17 protein-coding genes are annotated in these 15,832 nt (G+C 62.8%); 3 read left to right on the top strand and 14 right to left on the bottom strand.

Annotated features, from left to right (window positions below):
• Nucleotides 1-63 precede the first annotated feature (63 nt).
• From RAC97_RS18950 to RAC97_RS18885, 14 genes are all read right to left on the bottom strand, one after another.
• Complete coding sequence (locus RAC97_RS18950) at nt 64-1,632, bottom strand: flagellar hook-associated protein 3 (RefSeq protein WP_375101078.1); 1,569 nt, start codon at nt 1,630-1,632, stop codon at nt 64-66.
• A gap of 13 nt (nt 1,633-1,645) precedes the next feature.
• Nucleotides 1,646-3,688, bottom strand: a complete 2,043-nt coding sequence (flgK, locus tag RAC97_RS18945) for a flagellar hook-associated protein FlgK (protein WP_375101077.1) — start codon at nt 3,686-3,688, stop codon at nt 1,646-1,648.
• 20 nt (nt 3,689-3,708) lie between these two features.
• Nucleotides 3,709-4,905 (bottom strand): flagellar assembly peptidoglycan hydrolase FlgJ, encoded by a 1,197-nt coding sequence (flgJ, locus tag RAC97_RS18940; protein WP_375101076.1) that lies wholly within the window; start codon nt 4,903-4,905, stop codon nt 3,709-3,711.
• A gap of 9 nt (nt 4,906-4,914) precedes the next feature.
• The gene (locus RAC97_RS18935) at nt 4,915-6,024 is read right to left on the bottom strand and encodes a flagellar basal body P-ring protein FlgI (RefSeq protein ID WP_375101075.1); all 1,110 of its coding nucleotides are present in this window, start codon (nt 6,022-6,024) and stop codon (nt 4,915-4,917) included.
• Between the two features lie 12 nt (nt 6,025-6,036).
• Nucleotides 6,037-6,732 carry a flagellar basal body L-ring protein FlgH gene (flgH, locus tag RAC97_RS18930; protein ID WP_375101074.1) on the bottom strand — a complete coding sequence of 232 codons (696 nt, stop codon included), beginning with the start codon at nt 6,730-6,732 and terminating at the stop codon, nt 6,037-6,039.
• A gap of 37 nt (nt 6,733-6,769) precedes the next feature.
• Entirely contained in the window at nt 6,770-7,555 is a 786-nt protein-coding gene (gene flgG / locus RAC97_RS18925) for a flagellar basal-body rod protein FlgG (protein ID WP_375101073.1), read from the bottom strand.
• Nucleotides 7,556-7,603: 48 nt separating this feature from the next.
• Nucleotides 7,604-8,344, bottom strand: coding sequence for a flagellar basal body rod protein FlgF (locus RAC97_RS18920; protein ID WP_375101072.1), 741 nt, complete (start codon nt 8,342-8,344; stop codon nt 7,604-7,606).
• A gap of 244 nt (nt 8,345-8,588) precedes the next feature.
• Complete coding sequence (locus RAC97_RS18915) at nt 8,589-8,774, bottom strand: hypothetical protein (RefSeq protein ID WP_375101071.1); 186 nt, start codon at nt 8,772-8,774, stop codon at nt 8,589-8,591.
• 75 nt (nt 8,775-8,849) lie between these two features.
• On the bottom strand, nt 8,850-10,202 hold the full coding sequence (gene flgE, locus RAC97_RS18910; RefSeq protein WP_375101070.1) for a flagellar hook protein FlgE: 1,353 nt from the start codon (nt 10,200-10,202) through the stop codon (nt 8,850-8,852).
• Between the two features lie 30 nt (nt 10,203-10,232).
• The gene (gene flgD / locus RAC97_RS18905) at nt 10,233-10,934 is read right to left on the bottom strand and encodes a flagellar hook assembly protein FlgD (protein ID WP_375101069.1); all 702 of its coding nucleotides are present in this window, start codon (nt 10,932-10,934) and stop codon (nt 10,233-10,235) included.
• Between the two features lie 15 nt (nt 10,935-10,949).
• Nucleotides 10,950-11,393, bottom strand: coding sequence for a flagellar basal body rod protein FlgC (gene flgC / locus RAC97_RS18900; RefSeq protein ID WP_375101068.1), 444 nt, complete (start codon nt 11,391-11,393; stop codon nt 10,950-10,952).
• A 2-nt stretch (nt 11,394-11,395) separates the two neighbouring features.
• Nucleotides 11,396-11,803 (bottom strand): flagellar basal body rod protein FlgB, encoded by a 408-nt coding sequence (gene flgB, locus RAC97_RS18895; protein ID WP_375101067.1) that lies wholly within the window; start codon nt 11,801-11,803, stop codon nt 11,396-11,398.
• Nucleotides 11,804-12,180: 377 nt separating this feature from the next.
• Complete coding sequence (gene cheR / locus RAC97_RS18890) at nt 12,181-13,008, bottom strand: protein-glutamate O-methyltransferase CheR (protein ID WP_375101066.1); 828 nt, start codon at nt 13,006-13,008, stop codon at nt 12,181-12,183.
• A 50-nt stretch (nt 13,009-13,058) separates the two neighbouring features.
• A complete protein-coding gene (locus RAC97_RS18885; RefSeq protein ID WP_375101065.1) occupies nt 13,059-13,988 on the bottom strand; it encodes a chemotaxis protein CheV in 930 nt (309 codons plus the stop codon).
• A 69-nt stretch (nt 13,989-14,057) separates the two neighbouring features.
• Between RAC97_RS18885 and flgA the strand changes: the two genes are divergently transcribed.
• The 3 genes from flgA to RAC97_RS18870 all read left to right on the top strand — a co-directional run bounded on the left by flgA (nt 14,058) and on the right by RAC97_RS18870 (nt 15,782).
• Entirely contained in the window at nt 14,058-14,810 is a 753-nt protein-coding gene (gene flgA, locus RAC97_RS18880; protein WP_375101064.1) for a flagellar basal body P-ring formation chaperone FlgA, read from the top strand.
• Nucleotides 14,811-14,964: 154 nt separating this feature from the next.
• Entirely contained in the window at nt 14,965-15,267 is a 303-nt protein-coding gene (gene flgM / locus RAC97_RS18875; protein ID WP_375101063.1) for a flagellar biosynthesis anti-sigma factor FlgM, read from the top strand.
• 47 nt (nt 15,268-15,314) lie between these two features.
• Entirely contained in the window at nt 15,315-15,782 is a 468-nt protein-coding gene (locus tag RAC97_RS18870; RefSeq protein WP_375101062.1) for a flagella synthesis protein FlgN, read from the top strand.
• Nucleotides 15,783-15,832 lie beyond the last annotated feature (50 nt).

The following is a 15,832-nucleotide window of genomic DNA, read 5'->3' as shown; positions in this document are numbered from 1 at the left end:
CGCAGGGCCGTGCATCAGGCCCCGCAAGGGCCTGATGCAGGTGGGATGAGGCAGCAGGAGGACTCAGATGTAGTTGACCAGCGACAGGCTGGCGATCTTCGCGTAGGACTGCAGGGAAGCGGTCAGCATGTTGGTCTGCATCTGCAGGCGCAGCATCACCGTGGCCGGGTCGCTCTCGCGGATCGAGCTCTGGGTCTTGGTGTTCTCGGTGCCCAGCGCCTCGTTGGTCTCGGCCTGCACATCGAGCGCCGCACCACGCCCACCGATCGCGCTGATCGACGAGCTGACCTGGTTGCTGGCGCTGCGTACGTTGCCGATGGCCGAGTCCAGGGCGGCCTGGAACTCCTGCCGGGCCTTCAGATCACCGTCCACCGGCGTAGCCAGCGCCTTGCGCAACTGGCCGATGGTGTCGAGGATGTTCTGGGTCTGGTGGTTGTCGACATTGATAGCGAACGAGTCACCTGCGTTCGGCGCACCGGACAACTCGAAGCTGACACCCGAAGCGGTCGCGACGTTGCCCGCCAGGGTACCCGTGGAGATCGGCCGGCTGCCGTCGGTGAGCGGCGCGGCATACAGCTCGAAATCGGTGGCACTGGTGAACTTGAGGATCGCCCCACCACCTGGGAACGAGGCGTTGTACTGGCCCTGGTTGGTGATGCTTGCGTTGTTGATCTGGCTCGCCGAGGTGTTGCCTGGGCTGCGCGAGCCGCCGATGGAGTCGGGCTTGGAGCTCAGCTGGAAGGTGTGGCCGGCGATCGCCGCGTCCGGGTTGGCTTCGTCACCTGGCTTGAAGTTGATATCCAGGCGCAGGTCGACGCCACGGAAAGACACCGTGGTGCTGTCGCTTTTCGGGTCGAACTTGCCGCCCTGGGAAGCTTCCAGGGTTACGTCGTTGCCACCGGCATCGAGAATGCGGTACTCGGTGCTGCTGAGGAACTCGATGCTGTATGGCTCGCCGCTGCGGAAACGGTCGTTGTAGGTGGCGCTGCCGGAAACCTGGCCATTGGACAGGCCCACACGGCCATCGTCCACTGCTGGCGCGGTCAGGCGAGTCTGGCTGCGGCTGGTGTTGAGGGCCTGCTCGAACGCATCGAAACCGGTCTCGTTGGCAGCCAGGCTGAGCATGTCGCCCACCTGCAGCTTCAACTGGTTCTGGTCGCCCTGGTACGAGTAGGTGCCGTCGGCGTTGCGCACGTAGGGCTGGGTGTCGCCCTTGGAGCCGGAGAACAGGTACTTGCCGTTCTCGTCGCGGCTGTTCATCAGCGAGAACAGCTGATCTTCCAGGGATTGCAGCTCTTCGGCATTGGCCTTGCGGTCGGCGTCGGTGAAGCCGGCGTTGCCCGAGCCGATGGCCAGCTCGTTGACCCGCTGCAGGATGTTGCCGATCGCATTGAGCGTGCTCTCGCTGGTGCCCAGCGAGTTGCGCACGTTGGTGATGTTGGTCTTGTACTGGTCGAGCATGTTCTGCTGCTGCTCGAGCTGCAACAAGCGCGCGGCGCCTACCGGGTCGTCTGCCGCAGTACGCACGCGAATACCGTCGCTGGCTTCCTGCTGGGTCTTCACCAGGTTGGCGAAGGTGCGTTGGTAGTTGTTGGTGCTGGTGTTGTAGAACTGCGTAGTAGAGATGCGCACGGTCTACGGCTCCTTAAAGACTGTTGATCAAGGTGGCGAAGGTTTCCTGGGCCGCCTTGATGATCTGCGACGACGCGGTGTAGTACTGCTGGTACTTGACCAGGCTGCCGGTTTCTTCGTCGATGGACACACCCGACACCGCGTCGCGGCCATCGGTGGCCGACTTGTGCAGGGCCGCGTTGGCATCGCTGTCCATGCTCGCCTGGGCTGCCATGCCGCCGACGTTGGAGACCAGCTTGGCGTAGGCATCGGTCATGCTGATGCCCTTGCCATCGGCGCCTACTTCGACGGTTGACCGGGTCTGCAGGTCGATCACCGACCTGGCGTTGCGGTTGTCGGAGGAACCGGGGCCGCTCAGCGACACGGTGAAGCTGTCACCGCTCTTGGGCGAGCCGGACACTTCCATGTCGAAGGTGAAGGTCTTCTGCGTGGCGCCATCCATGATCGGGTTGCCGGCGGCATCGACCATCGGCACCGAAAGCTGCAACTTGTTGGCCTGGCCCGGCACGATGGTGCCGGTGCCAATCGCGTTGCCGCGGGCGTCGTGCAGCGTGTAGCTCTGGGGCGAGGCATCGTTGGTGAACACCAGCTTGACCGGCGTCGAGTACTTCAGCCCGGTCTGCAGGTCGGTGCGCTGCGCGGCATCGTAGATGTCCAGCTGCGACGTCAGGTTCGGCTGGGTGATCGAGGCGGTGCCCTTGTTGCCGCTGCTACTGTTGGCGCTCAGAGGCGCGGCAAAGGCCAGGCGCTTGGGGTCGGTCAGCGGCGCGTCGATGGTGCCTGCGGCATTGCGCGTCGGGGTGATCTTGAAGCTGTCGCCTGCGGCCAGGGCACCGCCATTGAGCGACAGGGTGAAGCCATCGATCACCGGCGCCGGGTCGTCGCTCAGGTCGAAGGACCCCATGTCGGTGCCGTCGGGCAACTTGCGCACGTTGTAGCCAGTGGCGCTGGTGAAGGTCACCTGGTAGTCGCTGGTCGACAGCTTGCCGGTGTCCTTGATGGTCACATCCAGGTTGCCGGAGCCTGCGCTGTTGCCCAGCCGAGCCACGCTGCGCTCGCTGATGGCCTTGGCGCTGTTGATGTCGTTGAACAGCAGCGCACCGAACTCGCCGTTCTTGTCGATGCCCTGGCCCAACTGCTTGTTGATCGCGTCCGAGACCACCAGGGCCACACGGCCCAGCTCGTTGAGCGCCGGGTCCAGGGTTTCCTTGCGGTAGCGCAGCAGGCCGCCGAGTTCGCCACCCGTGGTGGTGCCGGTGATGTCCATCTTGGTCGAGCCGCGGTTGATGACCAGCGACATGCGCGTCGGGTCGTCGCGGTTCGGCGCCACTTCCAGGTTCTGGGTGGTGTTGCCGAGCACCAGTGCCTGGCCGTTGGGCAGATAGATGTCGTAGCTGCCTTCGCGCTCAGTGACCTGAGTGCCGACCAGCTTGTTCAGCTGGCGCACTGCCGCATCGCGCTGGTCGAGCAGGTCGTTGGGCTTGCCCTGGATCGCCGAGACACGGGCGATCTGGTCGTTGAACTGGGCGATGGTGGCGGTGAGCTTGTTCACCTGGTCGGCCATCGACGCCATGTTGGCGTTGATGTCGGCGTTCTGCTGGTTGAGCTGCGAGGACAAGGTGTTGAAACGCTTGGACAGCTGTTGCGCGCTGGTCAGCAGCAGTTGGCGCGAGGCGTCTTCGTTGGGCTTGGCCGAGGCATCCTGCATGGCGGTGAAGAAGCTCTTCAGCGCGGCGGTGATACCGGTATCGCTGCTCGACAGGGCGGTGTCCAGCGGGCTGATCTGGTTCAGGTAGGCGTTGGCATCGCTGGACAGCGAGGTGGTGGTACGCAGCTGGTTCTCGAGGAACGCGTTGTAAACCCGGCGCACGTCGGCAAGGGTGGTGCCGCTACCGATGAATACCTGGCCATACTGCTGCGACCCCTTGGTGCGCTGCACGTTCTGTTGGCGAGAATAGCCTTCCACGTCGGCGTTGGCGATGTTGTTGCCCAGGGTGTACATCCCCGACTGGGCGGCTCCTAGCCCCGACATGCCAATATTGATCAAACTCGCCATGGTTACGTGCCCTTAGCTTTTCAAAGTTGCGTGGTGGTTCCGAGCATTGCGTAGCTCGTGTCCGACTTCATCTGTTTAGCGATCTGCGAGATCTTGCTGGCGTAGCTTGGGTCAGTGGCATACCCGGCCTTCTGCAGCTCTCGCACAAACTGTTCTGGGTTATCGGCAGCCTTCAAGGCATCTTGATAGCGGGAGTTGCCCTGCAACAGGTTGACCAGGTCATGGAAGCTGTCCTGGTACGAGTCGTAGGAGCGGAATGCCGCCGTTTCCTTGACGAACTGGCCATCGCGGAACTCGCTGGTGATCGCCCTCGCCTGCCCGCCCTGCCAGTTGCTGCTGGCCTTGATGCCGAACAGGTTGTGACTGCTGCTGCCATCGGCGTTGCGCATGACCGACTTGCCCCAACCGGTTTCCAGGGCGGCCTGGGCCACCAGGTAGCGGGGGTCGACCCCGATACGCTTGGCGGCCTGCTCGGCCATCGGCAGCATGGTGGCGACGAACGCATCGCTGTCGCTGAAGGCCTTGCTCGGTGCAAGTGGCGGCTGGGCCACGGCGCGACCGAGAATACGCATGCCGCCAGGGGCGGCGAAGGCCTGCGCCGGTTGCCAGTCGCCGGTGGCCACGCCGCCCGGAGGAATGTCGCCACGCCCAGGCAACGGCGCAGCGTTAGTGACGGCCCCCGGTGTCCCCGCTGAAGGCACGATGCCAGCCAGCAGTCGATCGGTGAGCTTGCCAGGCAAGGCCAGGCGCCGCGAATTGAGCGCCGCGACGTCGTTGCGCACGCCTGGCGTTTCGCTGCTGGCCACTGCAGGCTCAGCCACCTTGGCCCCCCACAGTGCCGGCGCATGCCCGGCCACTGCCGGGAACGGGCTGGCATTGGGGCGCACCGGCTTGTTCTTCGAGAGCTGGCGCACCAGCACGTCCTGCAGGCCGATACCGCCACCTTCACGGGACATGCTCACCGCCAGCTGCTGGTCGTACATGTCGCGGTATTGCTTGACGGTCTCGGTGTTCAGCGGGTCGCCATCGCCCAGGACGTCGCTGGCCTTGCGCGAGGCCTTGAGCATTTCACTGATGAACAGCGACTCGAATTCCTGCGCCACCTTGCGCACGTTGGCTTCGCTGTCGCGGTCACCGTGCTTGAGCGAGCTGAGCCGGTTGATGTCGGTATAGGCACCGCTGTCGGCGGGGCTGCGCACCATGCTCTTGGGATTCATCAGACGTCCTCAGATCACGATCAGGTCGGCTTGCAACGCACCGGCCTGCTTCAGGGCTTCGAGGATCGCCATCAGGTCGCCTGGCGCTGCGCCGACCTGGTTCACCGCGCGGACGATTTCATCCAGCGTGGTGCCCGGGCCGAACTTGAACATCGGCTTGGCTTCCTGCTCGGCGTTGACCCGCGAACGTGGTACCACGGCGGTCTGGCCATTGGAGAATGGCCCCGGCTGGCTGACGATCGGGTCTTCGGTGATGGTCACGGTCAGGCTGCCGTGGGTCACCGCCGCCGGCGATACCTTGACGTTCTGGCCGATCACGATGGTACCGGTGCGCGAGTTGATGATGACCTTGGCCGATGCCTGACCGGGGTCGATCTCGAGGTTTTCGAGGATCGCCAGGTAGTCGACCCGCTGGGTGGGGTCCATCGGCGCGGTGACGCGCACCGAGCCGCCGTCCAGCGCCTGGGCCACGCCTGGGCCGAGCAGGTCGTTGACCTTGTCGACGATGCGCTTGGCAGTGGTGAAGTCGGGGCGGTTGAGGTTCAGGGTCAGGCTGTTGCCCTGGCTGAAGCCGCTCGGCACCGCACGCTCGACCGTCGCCCCACCGGGAATGCGGCCGGCCGACGGCACGTTGACGGTGATACGTGAACCATCGCGACCCTCGGCATCGAAGCCGCCGACCACCAGATTGCCCTGGGCGATGGCGTAGACGTTGCCGTCGATACCCTTGAGCGGGGTCATCAGCAGGCTGCCGCCGCGCAGGCTCTTGGAGTTACCGATCGACGACACGGTGATGTCCACCACCTGGCCAGGCTTGGCGAACGGCGGCAGGTCGGCATGGATCGACACCGCGGCGACGTTCTTGAGCTGCACGTTGCCCGACCCCGGCGGCACCTTGATGCCGAATTGCGAGAGCATGTTGTTGAAGGTTTGCAGGGTGAACGGAGTCTGGGTGGTCTGGTCACCCGTGCCGTTCAAACCCACCACCAGGCCATAGCCGATCAACTGGTTGGTGCGCACGCCGGAGATACTGGCGATGTCCTTCAGGCGCTCGGCGTGGACGCCGAACGCGAAGGTCATCAAGAGGGTCATGGCAATCAGCTGCCTTGCGTTGAACATGTTCATCCGTACTCAGAAAGGCCAAAGCGGGCTGAGGAAGAAGCGGTCCAACCAACCGGGCTGGCTGGCATCGGCGAAGGAGCCGGTGCCCGAGTAGGTGATGCGCGCATCGGCCACGCGAGTGGACGGCACAGTGTTGTCGGTGGAGATATCGTCGGCACGGATCAACCCGGCGATACGCACCAGTTCTTCACCGGTATTGAGGGTCATCCACTTCTCGCCGCGCACCGCAACGATACCGTTGGGCAGCACCTCGGCAACGGTGACGGTGACCGAACCGGTCAGGGTGTTGCCCTGGCTGGCGGTACTGGCGCCCTGGGTGTTGCGCTCGCCGCTGTAGCCGGCATTGAGCGACAGGTCGCCACTGCCGAACGGGTTGTTGGTGTTCGGCACGGCGCCGAACAACGAGGTCAGCCCGATGTTGGCCTCGCTGTCCTTGCGAATCTGCGAGCCGGCGTTCTTGCTGGCCGAGGTACGCTCGTTGAGGGTGATGGTGATGATGTCACCGACCCGGAACGCCTTGCGGTCGCCATACAGGTTCTGCTCGAAGCCGGCCTGATAGATCGAACCGTTGTTGGCCGCCGCCGACATCGGGGTGCGCGGCAATACCGGCGCGTAGTACGGGTCGTTCGGCTTTGGCGTCGGCGCGACGCAACCTGCCAGCAACACCGCCCCCCCCAGGGCGAACACGGACAACAGACGATTCATGACGCTTACCTCACGGTGAAACAGGGTTGTGACTGACTTACAGCTGCTGGGTAACGAACGACAGCATCTGGTCGGCGGTGGAGATGACCTTGGAGTTCATCTCGTAGGCACGCTGGGTGGTGATCATGTTCACCAGCTCTTCCACGGTGCTGACGTTGGAGTTTTCCAGGGTCTGCTGCTGGGTGGTGCCGAAGCCGTTCAGGCCCGGGGTGCCGATCTGTGGCGCGCCGCTGGCGGCGGTTTCCAGGAACAGGTTGTTGCCGATCGCTTGCAGGCCGGCCGGGTTGATGAAGTCGGCGGTCTGCAGGTTGCCGATGATCTGCGGCGCCGGGTTGCCGGCAACGGTGATCGACACGGTGCCGTCCTGGCCGACGGTGAAGGTCTGCGCATCCGGCGGCACGACGATGGCCGGTTCCAGGGCGAAGCCATTGGCGGTGACCACCTGGCCATCGGAGTTCAGGTGGAAGGTGCCGTCACGGGTGTAGGAAACCGTGCCATCGGGTTGCAGCACCTGGAAGAAGCCGCGGCCATTGACCGCCAGGTCCAGCGGGTTCTCGGTGGTTTGCAGACTGCCGACCTGGAAGTTCTTCTGGGTGCCGACAATGCGCACACCGGTACCGACCTGCAGGCCCGATGGCAGTTCGCTGTCCTGGGTGGACTGGGCACCCGGCTGGCGCTTGACCTGGTAAAGGAGGTCCTGGAACTCGGCACGATCTCGCTTGAAGCCGGTGGTGGAGACGTTGGCCAGGTTGTTGGAAATGACCGAGAGGTTGGTGTCCTGAGCGGACAGGCCGGTTTTAGCGACCCAAAGAGCCGGAAGCATTTAGTGTTCTCCTCGTGCGCCTGTTTTACGGCACCCGTTCAAAAGTGGTTAGACGATTTGCAAAACCCGAGCCATGGCTTCGTCGCCCTGCTCGGCTGTTTTCATCATCTTGACGTGCAGCTCGAACTGCCGGGACAGCGCCAGCACCGAGGTCATTTCCTCGACGGCATTGACGTTGCTGCCCTGGAGGAAACCCGACACCACCCGCACGTTCACGTCGGCATCGGCCGGCTGTCCGCTCTTGGTGTGGATGAGCCCGTCCAGGCCCTTGGTCATGCTGGCGATGTCCGGGTTGACCAGCTTGATGCGGTCGACCTCGGCCATCACCCGTGGGTCTTCGCCCATGGCGCGGATGCTGATGGTGCCGTCATCGCCCACCTCGACCTTCTGCTCCGGGGGAATGGCGATCGGACCGCCGTTGCCGATCACCGGCATGCCGTTGCCGGCACGCAGCACGCCCAGGGCGTCGATGTTCAGGCTGCCGGTACGCACATAGGCCTCGCTACCGTCAGGGGCCTGCACGGCGATGAAACCATTGCCGGACACCGCCACGTCCAATTCGCGACCGGTCTCGATCATCGCCCCAGGCGTAAAGTCGGTGCCTGGCCGCTCGCTCATGGCGAAGGCACGCGCCGGAAAGCTGTCGCCGAACACCGGCATCGAGCGCGCCTGCTCCAGGTCACGCTGGAAACCGGTAGTGGAAACGTTCGCCAGGTTGTTGGCATGGGCCTTCTGCGCCATCGCGTTCTGGCTGGCGCCGGTCATGGCCACGTAAAGCATCTTGTCCACAGTCATCCTCCGCTACGCTGGCGATCGGTTGCCGCCCGCCGTTGCTCTGATGGCTATAAAGCAAGTTCCGAACCAACTTTCAAAAGACGTAAAAAAGCCCGTGAATACGGGCTTTTGGGGAAAGCGGTCAGGAAAAGAACGACGGATATCCGGCGGGCGTTTGCCGGTGGCGGCAAACCGTCGCCCAGCGAGCCTATTCGCAGTGTCGCCACAGCCCGCTCCTACCGGGACGCGGCGCAAAACCTCAATGCTCGCGGCACCCACCATTATTGAACGGCCCGGCAAAGCGCTTCCAGCCATCGCCCGGGGACCACTGCGAACACACCAGGCGGCCATCGACCTGGCTTTCCCAGCGCCACCACGGCGCCATGCCCGCCTGGGCCTGATGCAGGCAAAGCGCGGCAGCACAGGCAAGGATCCACTTGTTCATGACGCCTCCCTTGAAACGACAGGCCCCTTCACGGGAAAGGGGCCTGGGTAACGCTACTCGACCAACCCGCGACCATCAGGTCATCTGGATGATGGTCTGCATGATGGTGCTTTCGGTGGAAATGGTCTTGGCGTTCGCCTGGTAGTTGCTCTGCGCCTTGATCAGCTCCACCAGCTCCTGGGTCAGGTTGACGTTGGAAGCTTCCAGCGAGTTGGACTCCACCGAGCCCAGGGTACCGGTCTTCGGCGCATCCACGTTTGGAATGCCCGAGGCGAAGGTCTCGGTCCAGCGAGTACCGCCGATCTGCTGCAGGCCCTGTTCGTTGGTGAAGCTGGCAATGGCTACCTGGCCAATGGCACGCGACTGCTGGTTGCTGAAGCTGGCGAACATCACACCGGTGGAGTCGATGGACAGGCTCGACAGGATACCGGTGGCGTAACCGTCCTGATACGGACGCTGGCGTGCGGTGTCGGTGTTGTAGGACGTGGTGCTGCCCATGGCCAGGCGGATACCGTCGGCATTGCCGTTCGAACCGTTCGGCCCCCAGGTGCCGGCGGCGTTCTGCGAAGCCGGGATCCAGCCAACCATGTTGAAGTTGTTGTTGGTCACGCTCCAGGTCGCCCCTGCCGGCACACCCGTGGCACTCGCGGTCATGGCATTGACCGAGCCGTCGCTGTTGAAGCTGATGGTGCCGCTCAGCGGAGTGGTGCTGGTAGGATCGAACGGGTTGCGACCATCGACCAGGGTGTACATGGTCCACTCGTTGGTACCGGTCTTGCGGTAGAACTGCTCCATGGTGTGCTCGTTACCCTGGCTGTCGTACACCTTGGTCGGGAACGACTTGGTGTAGGTGTTCTGGTCAGCCGGGTCGAAGGCCAGGTTCGGGTCACCGGCAACCGGCGGTACGGCCGGCAGCGGGATGTCCTTGGCGGAGGAGTTCAGGTTCAGGCTCTGGTCGATCGTGGAGGTGGCCCGCGGCGCCAGCGCCGAGGTATCGATGCGCAGATCGCTCAGCACACCCCGCTGGATATTGCCGTTGGCGTCGGCGGCATAGCCCTGCAGGCGCAGGCCATCGGAGGTGGTGACATAGTTCTCGTTGTCAGTCTGGAAGGCACCGGCACGGGTGTATTGCAGCGCGCCGTTGTCGGACAGCACGAAGAAGCCCTGGCCCTGAATACCCATATCCAGCACGTTGCCGGTGTTGTTCACGTCACCCTGGCCGAACTGCTGGGACACCGCTGCCAGGCGCACGCCGTTACCGACCTGGTTCTGGCCTACACCGAGGCGGTTGGCACCGGCATAGACGTCGGCGAACTCGGCACGCGACGACTTGAAACCGGTGGTGGCGACGTTGGCGATGTTGTTGCCGGTAACGTCCAGTTGCTTGTTGGCTGCGTACAGACCGCTAAGACCGATATTGAAAGACATGTGTTCGCTCCTTCTGCCGAGTAGCCGGCCTTAGATTCCGATGGTTTGTACTTTGGAGATGCCGACCTTGCCGATACCGGCAAGGTTGAGCATCATTTCGCTGCCCTTGGCGCCAAAGGTGACACTGGTGACGGTGGCCGGCAGCAGGGTGTACATCTCTACCGACTTGCCATCGACCGTGGTGGTGGCGGTGAAGCTGTACTCGCCCGCCGGGGCCACTTCGCCCTTGTCGTTCTTGCCGTCCCAGATGAAGTCGGCGTTGCCGGCCTTCTGCTCGCCCAGGTCGAGGGTGCGCACGACGTTGCCGTCCTTGTCCTTGATGGTGACCTTGCCTTCGCTGATGGTCTGCGGCACCACGACCTGGCCATTGAAGCTCTTGGTGGTGTCGACCATGGCCTTGTCGTTCTGCACGATGACCGAACGACCCACCAGCGACGAGGCCTGCAGGGCCTGGGACGAACCCAGGGCATCGGAGATTCCGGTGACCGAGTTATTGAGGTTGGTGATGCCCTCCAGGCTGCTGAACTGCGCCAGCTGCGAGACGAACTCGCCATTGTCCTGCGGGTCGAGCGGGTTCTGGTGCTGCATCTGGGTGACCAGCAAATTCAGGAACGCATTCCTGTCCAACGCATTCCTGTCGGTAGGCTGGGCCTGGGTCTGGGGCTTGCTGGTGCCGTCGCTGACGCCGGAATTCCTGAGGACATCGTTGAGGGTGCTGTTATCGATTGCCATGGTTAGTCGTCCTTATCACTGACCCAGGGTCAGTACCTTCTGCATCATGGCCTTGGCGGTGTTCATCAGCTCGGCATTGGTCTGGAATGCCCGGCTGGCGGAGATCATGTCAGCCATCTCCTCGACCACGTTGACGTTTGGGTAGTAGACGTAGCCGTCCTTGTTCGCGGCCGGGTGGTTCGGCTCGTAGCGCGCCTCGAGGTTGCTCTGGTCCTCGATGATGCCCTTGACCTGCACGCCCTGCCCGGCCTGGCCCTGGTCTTCGAACAGCGACTGACCGGCACCGTTCTGCGCTTGCTCGAAGGTGGTGGCGAACACGGGGTGGCGGGCGCGGTAGGTCTGGTCGATGCTCGAGGAGACGGTCTCGGCGTTGGCGATGTTGGAGGCGACGGTGTTCAGGCGCGTGTTCTGCGCACTCATACCGCTACCGGCAATATGGAAGACGCTGGCAAGGGACATGCTTATTCTCCACGCAGGGCCGAGACCAGCCCTTTGAATTTACTGTTGAGCAAGGTGAAGCTGGCCTGGAAGCCCATGGCGTTCTCGGTGTAGTTCGACTGCTCGACCTGGGCGTCGACGGTGTTCTGGTCGATCGACGGGTGGGCCGGCGTGCGGTACTTGAGGCTCTCGTCGGCCAGGGTCAGACCCTGGGCCTCGATGTGCTGGGCATTGGTGCGGGTCAGCGAGACACGGCCGACATTTTGCTTCTCGGACTCGGCAGCCAGCACCGAGGAGAACTCCATGTCGCGCGCCTTGTAGTTGGGCGTGTCGGCGTTGGCGATGTTGTTGGCCAGCACCTCTGCACGCTGGGCACGAAAGCCCAGTGCCTTTTCGTGGATACCGAGTGCCTTGTCGAAACTGATGCTCATGTCGGGGAAACCTTGCAGGTTGACCGGAGTTGCGTTGAACGAGTTATAGCAAGGCCTGTGCCAACCATCGAAAACCCCGAAATTACTGGGCTTGCGCCCTATTGCCGCTCCACCTGATGCCAGAAAAGCGGCAAAGGGCTTCCGCTCGAGGATGGGCAAGCGGCAATTGTCCTGCGGCAAAAGCGGCAATCCAAAAAATTGACGGCGGTATTTCACGACCCCACAGGCGCTGTATGCCCGAGCACCCAGGCGAAGCCCTCGCCCTACACCGCAGTGGCTGATTCGCGGGCACGCCCGCTCCTGCGCGATCTGCCCAGCGTCTGTCTCAGGCAAAGAAAAAGGCCGGCATCTTTCGATACCGGCCTCTTCTCTTTACTTCACTTGGCCTGGTAGATGATCCCCGGGCTGCACTGCACCATCTGGTAGTGGTCCGGCAGGCCGTTGAGCGCCTCCGAGGCCCCGAGGAACAGGTAGCCCCCCGGCTTGAGCGTGCCATGGATACGCATGAGGATGTCCTTTTTGACCTGCGCCGAGAAGTAGATCAGCACGTTGCGGCAGAACACGATGTCGAACTTGCCCAGGCTGGCGTAGCTGTCGAGCAGGTTGAACGAACGGAACTCCACACGGCTGCGGATCGGCGACTTGACTGCCCAGCGCCCCGGCCCCTTGGCGTCGAAATAGCGTTGCAGGCGGTCCTGGGACAGGCCCCGGGCGATCGCCAGGCTGTCGTACTCGCCGGTCTTGCAGTTATTGAGCATGGCTCCGGAAAGGTCGGTGGCGACGATCTGCGCGCCCATTTTCAACTGGCCGAGGTTGGTGCGCTCGAATTCATCCAGGGCCATGGAAATGGAATACGGCTCCTGCCCGGAGGAACAGGCCGCCGACCAGATCCGCAGACGCTGGCCTGGGTTGCCCTTGATGAACTCCGGCACCACCTTGTTCTTGAGCACCTCGAACGGATAGGTGTCGCGAAACCACAGGGTCTCGTTGGTGGTCATGGCATCCACTACCTGCTCGCGAAGGCCACCACGGGGCTGGCTCTGGATGCGCTGTACCAACTCGCCCAGGCTCTTGATGCCTTGCTGCTCCATCAGCTTGTTGAGACGGCTGGACACCAGATACTGCTTATTCTCGCCCAGCAGGATGCCACAGGCTTTCTCCAGGAAGACCCGGAACTGTTCGAAATCCAAATTACCCGTAGACAATGCTGCCGCCTCTTTCAAATCGCGTGTGCCGGGGCCAGGCCCCGGCGGTTTCAATGCGTGGCCTTGATTCGGTCGACCACCCGTTGGGCCAGGTCGTCCGGCCTGAACTTGGCCAGGAAGTCATCGGCACCGACCTTCTTGACCATGGCCTGGTTGAACACACCGGACAGCGAAGTATGCAGGACGATGTGCAGCTTTTGCATGCGTGGATCGCTACGAATCTCGGCAGTAAGGGTATAGCCGTCCATTTCCGGCATTTCTATATCCGAGATCATCATCAGGAACTCTTCTTCCGGACGCTTGCCTTCGTCGACCAGCGTGCGCAGGTAGTCCAGGGCCTGGCGACCATCGTTGAGGGCAATGACTTCCACCCCGACAGTCTGCAGGCAACGGCTGACCTGCTTGCGCGCCACCGAGGAATCGTCGACGGTCAGCACCCGCAGCTTCAACGCTTTGTCCTGCACCTCGGCATCGACCACGCCGGCCGACACCTGCTCGGACGATGGCGCCACCTCGGCGAGCACTTTCTCCACATCGACGATCTCGACCATGCGGTTGTCCACATGAGTGACTGCCGTCAGGTAGTGATCGCGCCCGGTGCCCTTGGGTGGCGGGTGGATCTCTTCCCAGTTCATGTTGACGATGCGCTCCACCGAATGCACCAAAAAGCCCTGGGTCTTGGTGTTGTACTCGGTGATGATCACGAAACTGTTACGGGTTTCCTCGCTCAACTGCGGCAACCCGGTGGCCATCGACAGGTCGAGGATCGGAATGGTCGCGCCGCGAATATTGGCCACCCCGCGCACGACCGGATGAGACTTGGGCAGCAAGGTCAGTTCCGGGCACTGCAACACCTCGCGGACCTTGAACACGTTGATGCCATAGAGCTGCGCGCCATTGAGGCGGAACAGCAACAGTTCCAGGCGATTCTGCCCCACCAGCTGCGTGCGCTGGTTGACCGAATCCATGACTCCAGCCATGCCAGTCTCCTTCTATTTTTTCAGCCCGTTTGCCAACGAGTCGGCACGGGCTTTGCTTTTTTGAGCGGTATGCACACGAAAACGACATTATTCCGACGACTGACGCGCCTGCTGGCCACCCTCCTGGCCACGCTGTGCCTGTTGGCACCCGGCACCCGCACGCTGGCAGATGCGGCTACCTTGCCTGAACAGCTTATCGGTGTCACCCAAGGGTTTCTTGAATTCACCGTTGAGGACTATCTGGCCACCACCCAGACCGAAGGCCGCTACGAGATCCAGGTGAACAACCTCGACCCGCGCCTGCGCATGCCACTGTGCAGCCAGGCGCTGGATGCCTCGCTGGAAAGCCCGGCACAGCCGATTGGCCGGGTCACGGTGCGGGTACGCTGCGACAGCGCTGCACCCTGGACCGTGTTCGTACCGGCTCAGGTCAAGCTGTTCCGCGACGTGGTGGTGATGACCCGCCCGCTCAAGCGCGACAGCGTGATCGACGAAAATGCCGTGACCATGCGCGAGCGCGACGTCAGCACCCTCGGCGCCGGTTTCCTGACCCAGCTCGAGCAGGCCGTGGGCATGAAGCTGCTGCGCCCCACTACCCTCGACCAGGTCCTGACCTTGCAGTACCTGGAGCAGGCCGAGGTGATCCGCAAGGGCGACCATGTGGTCATTACCGCCCGCAGCGGAACACTCAACGTGCGCATGCCTGGCGAAGCCCTGAGCAAAGGCGGCCTGACCGAACAGATCCGGGTGCGCAACCTGAACTCCAAGCGCGTGGTCAAGGCCAGGGTCACCGGCCCCGGGCAGGTAGAAGTAGCGATGTAATCCGAAGGGCTAGCAGTATGTAGGTGCTTTTCCTAAACTGTGTCGAAAACGGGTCGGACACGCTTGCCGATAGGCGGCAATGCATTTGTGCCTAAAGTTTATTTCGGATTGGCCGAAAACAAGGCAAGCGTCCTAATTCCCAGAGGTTTCGATCATGGTTATCGACTTCAGTCGTTTGAACAACTCTCCGTCCGTCACAGGCGGGGTTCGCAGCAACACGGCATCGGGCACCCCCGAGAAAGCCGGCGAAACCCCCAAGGCCAGCGCCAGCGGAGAGGCGGTACACCTCAGTCAAGAGGCACAGCAGTTGCAGCAGATCCGCGAAAAGCTGCGCGAGCAGCCTGAAGTCAACAGCGCCCGTGTGGCCCAGTTGAAACAGGCGATCGCCGATGGCAGCTATCAGGTCGATGCCGGCCGGGTCGCCAGCAAACTGCTTGATTTCGAAGCTCAGCGCTAACCCTCGGGCGCGCTGACTTCAAGGACGCTAAACGCCAAGAGCCAGCCATGCACGACATTACCCTGCTGCAACTGATCGAAGACGACATCGCACCGACCGAGGAATTACTCGCGTTGCTGCAGAACGAAACGGTCGCCCTGCACGGACGCGACATGCCGCTGCTGGAGAACATCCTGGCACGCAAGCAGTCGCTTATCGTGCTGCTCGAACAGCAGGGCCTGCGCCGCAACCACCTCCTGACCAGCCTCGGCTTCTCCGCGGATCGCGCCGGCGTACAGGCCGTGGCCGCACAATCGCCGAACGGCGACCTCATCCTGCAGCAACTGGATGTGCTCACCCAGCTCATGGATGCCTGCCAGAAGACCAACCAGATCAACGGTCGGATCATTCAGGTGCAGCAGCACGCCACAGCCAGCCAGATCAGGATTCTCATGGGCGGTGATTCACCGTCGCTCTACGACAGCCGTGGCGCCACTGCGCCCATGGACAAGCCCCGCGCCATCAGCCAGGTGTGATTAATCCTGTTCAAGGCACGGAAGTTACTGGCAGAATGCCATTACTTGCG

The sequence above is a fragment of the Pseudomonas sp. LS_2 genome, assembly GCF_042709235.1.
Lineage (GTDB): Bacteria > Pseudomonadota > Gammaproteobacteria > Pseudomonadales > Pseudomonadaceae > Aquipseudomonas.
This window is presented reverse-complemented; position numbering and strand designations above follow the sequence as displayed.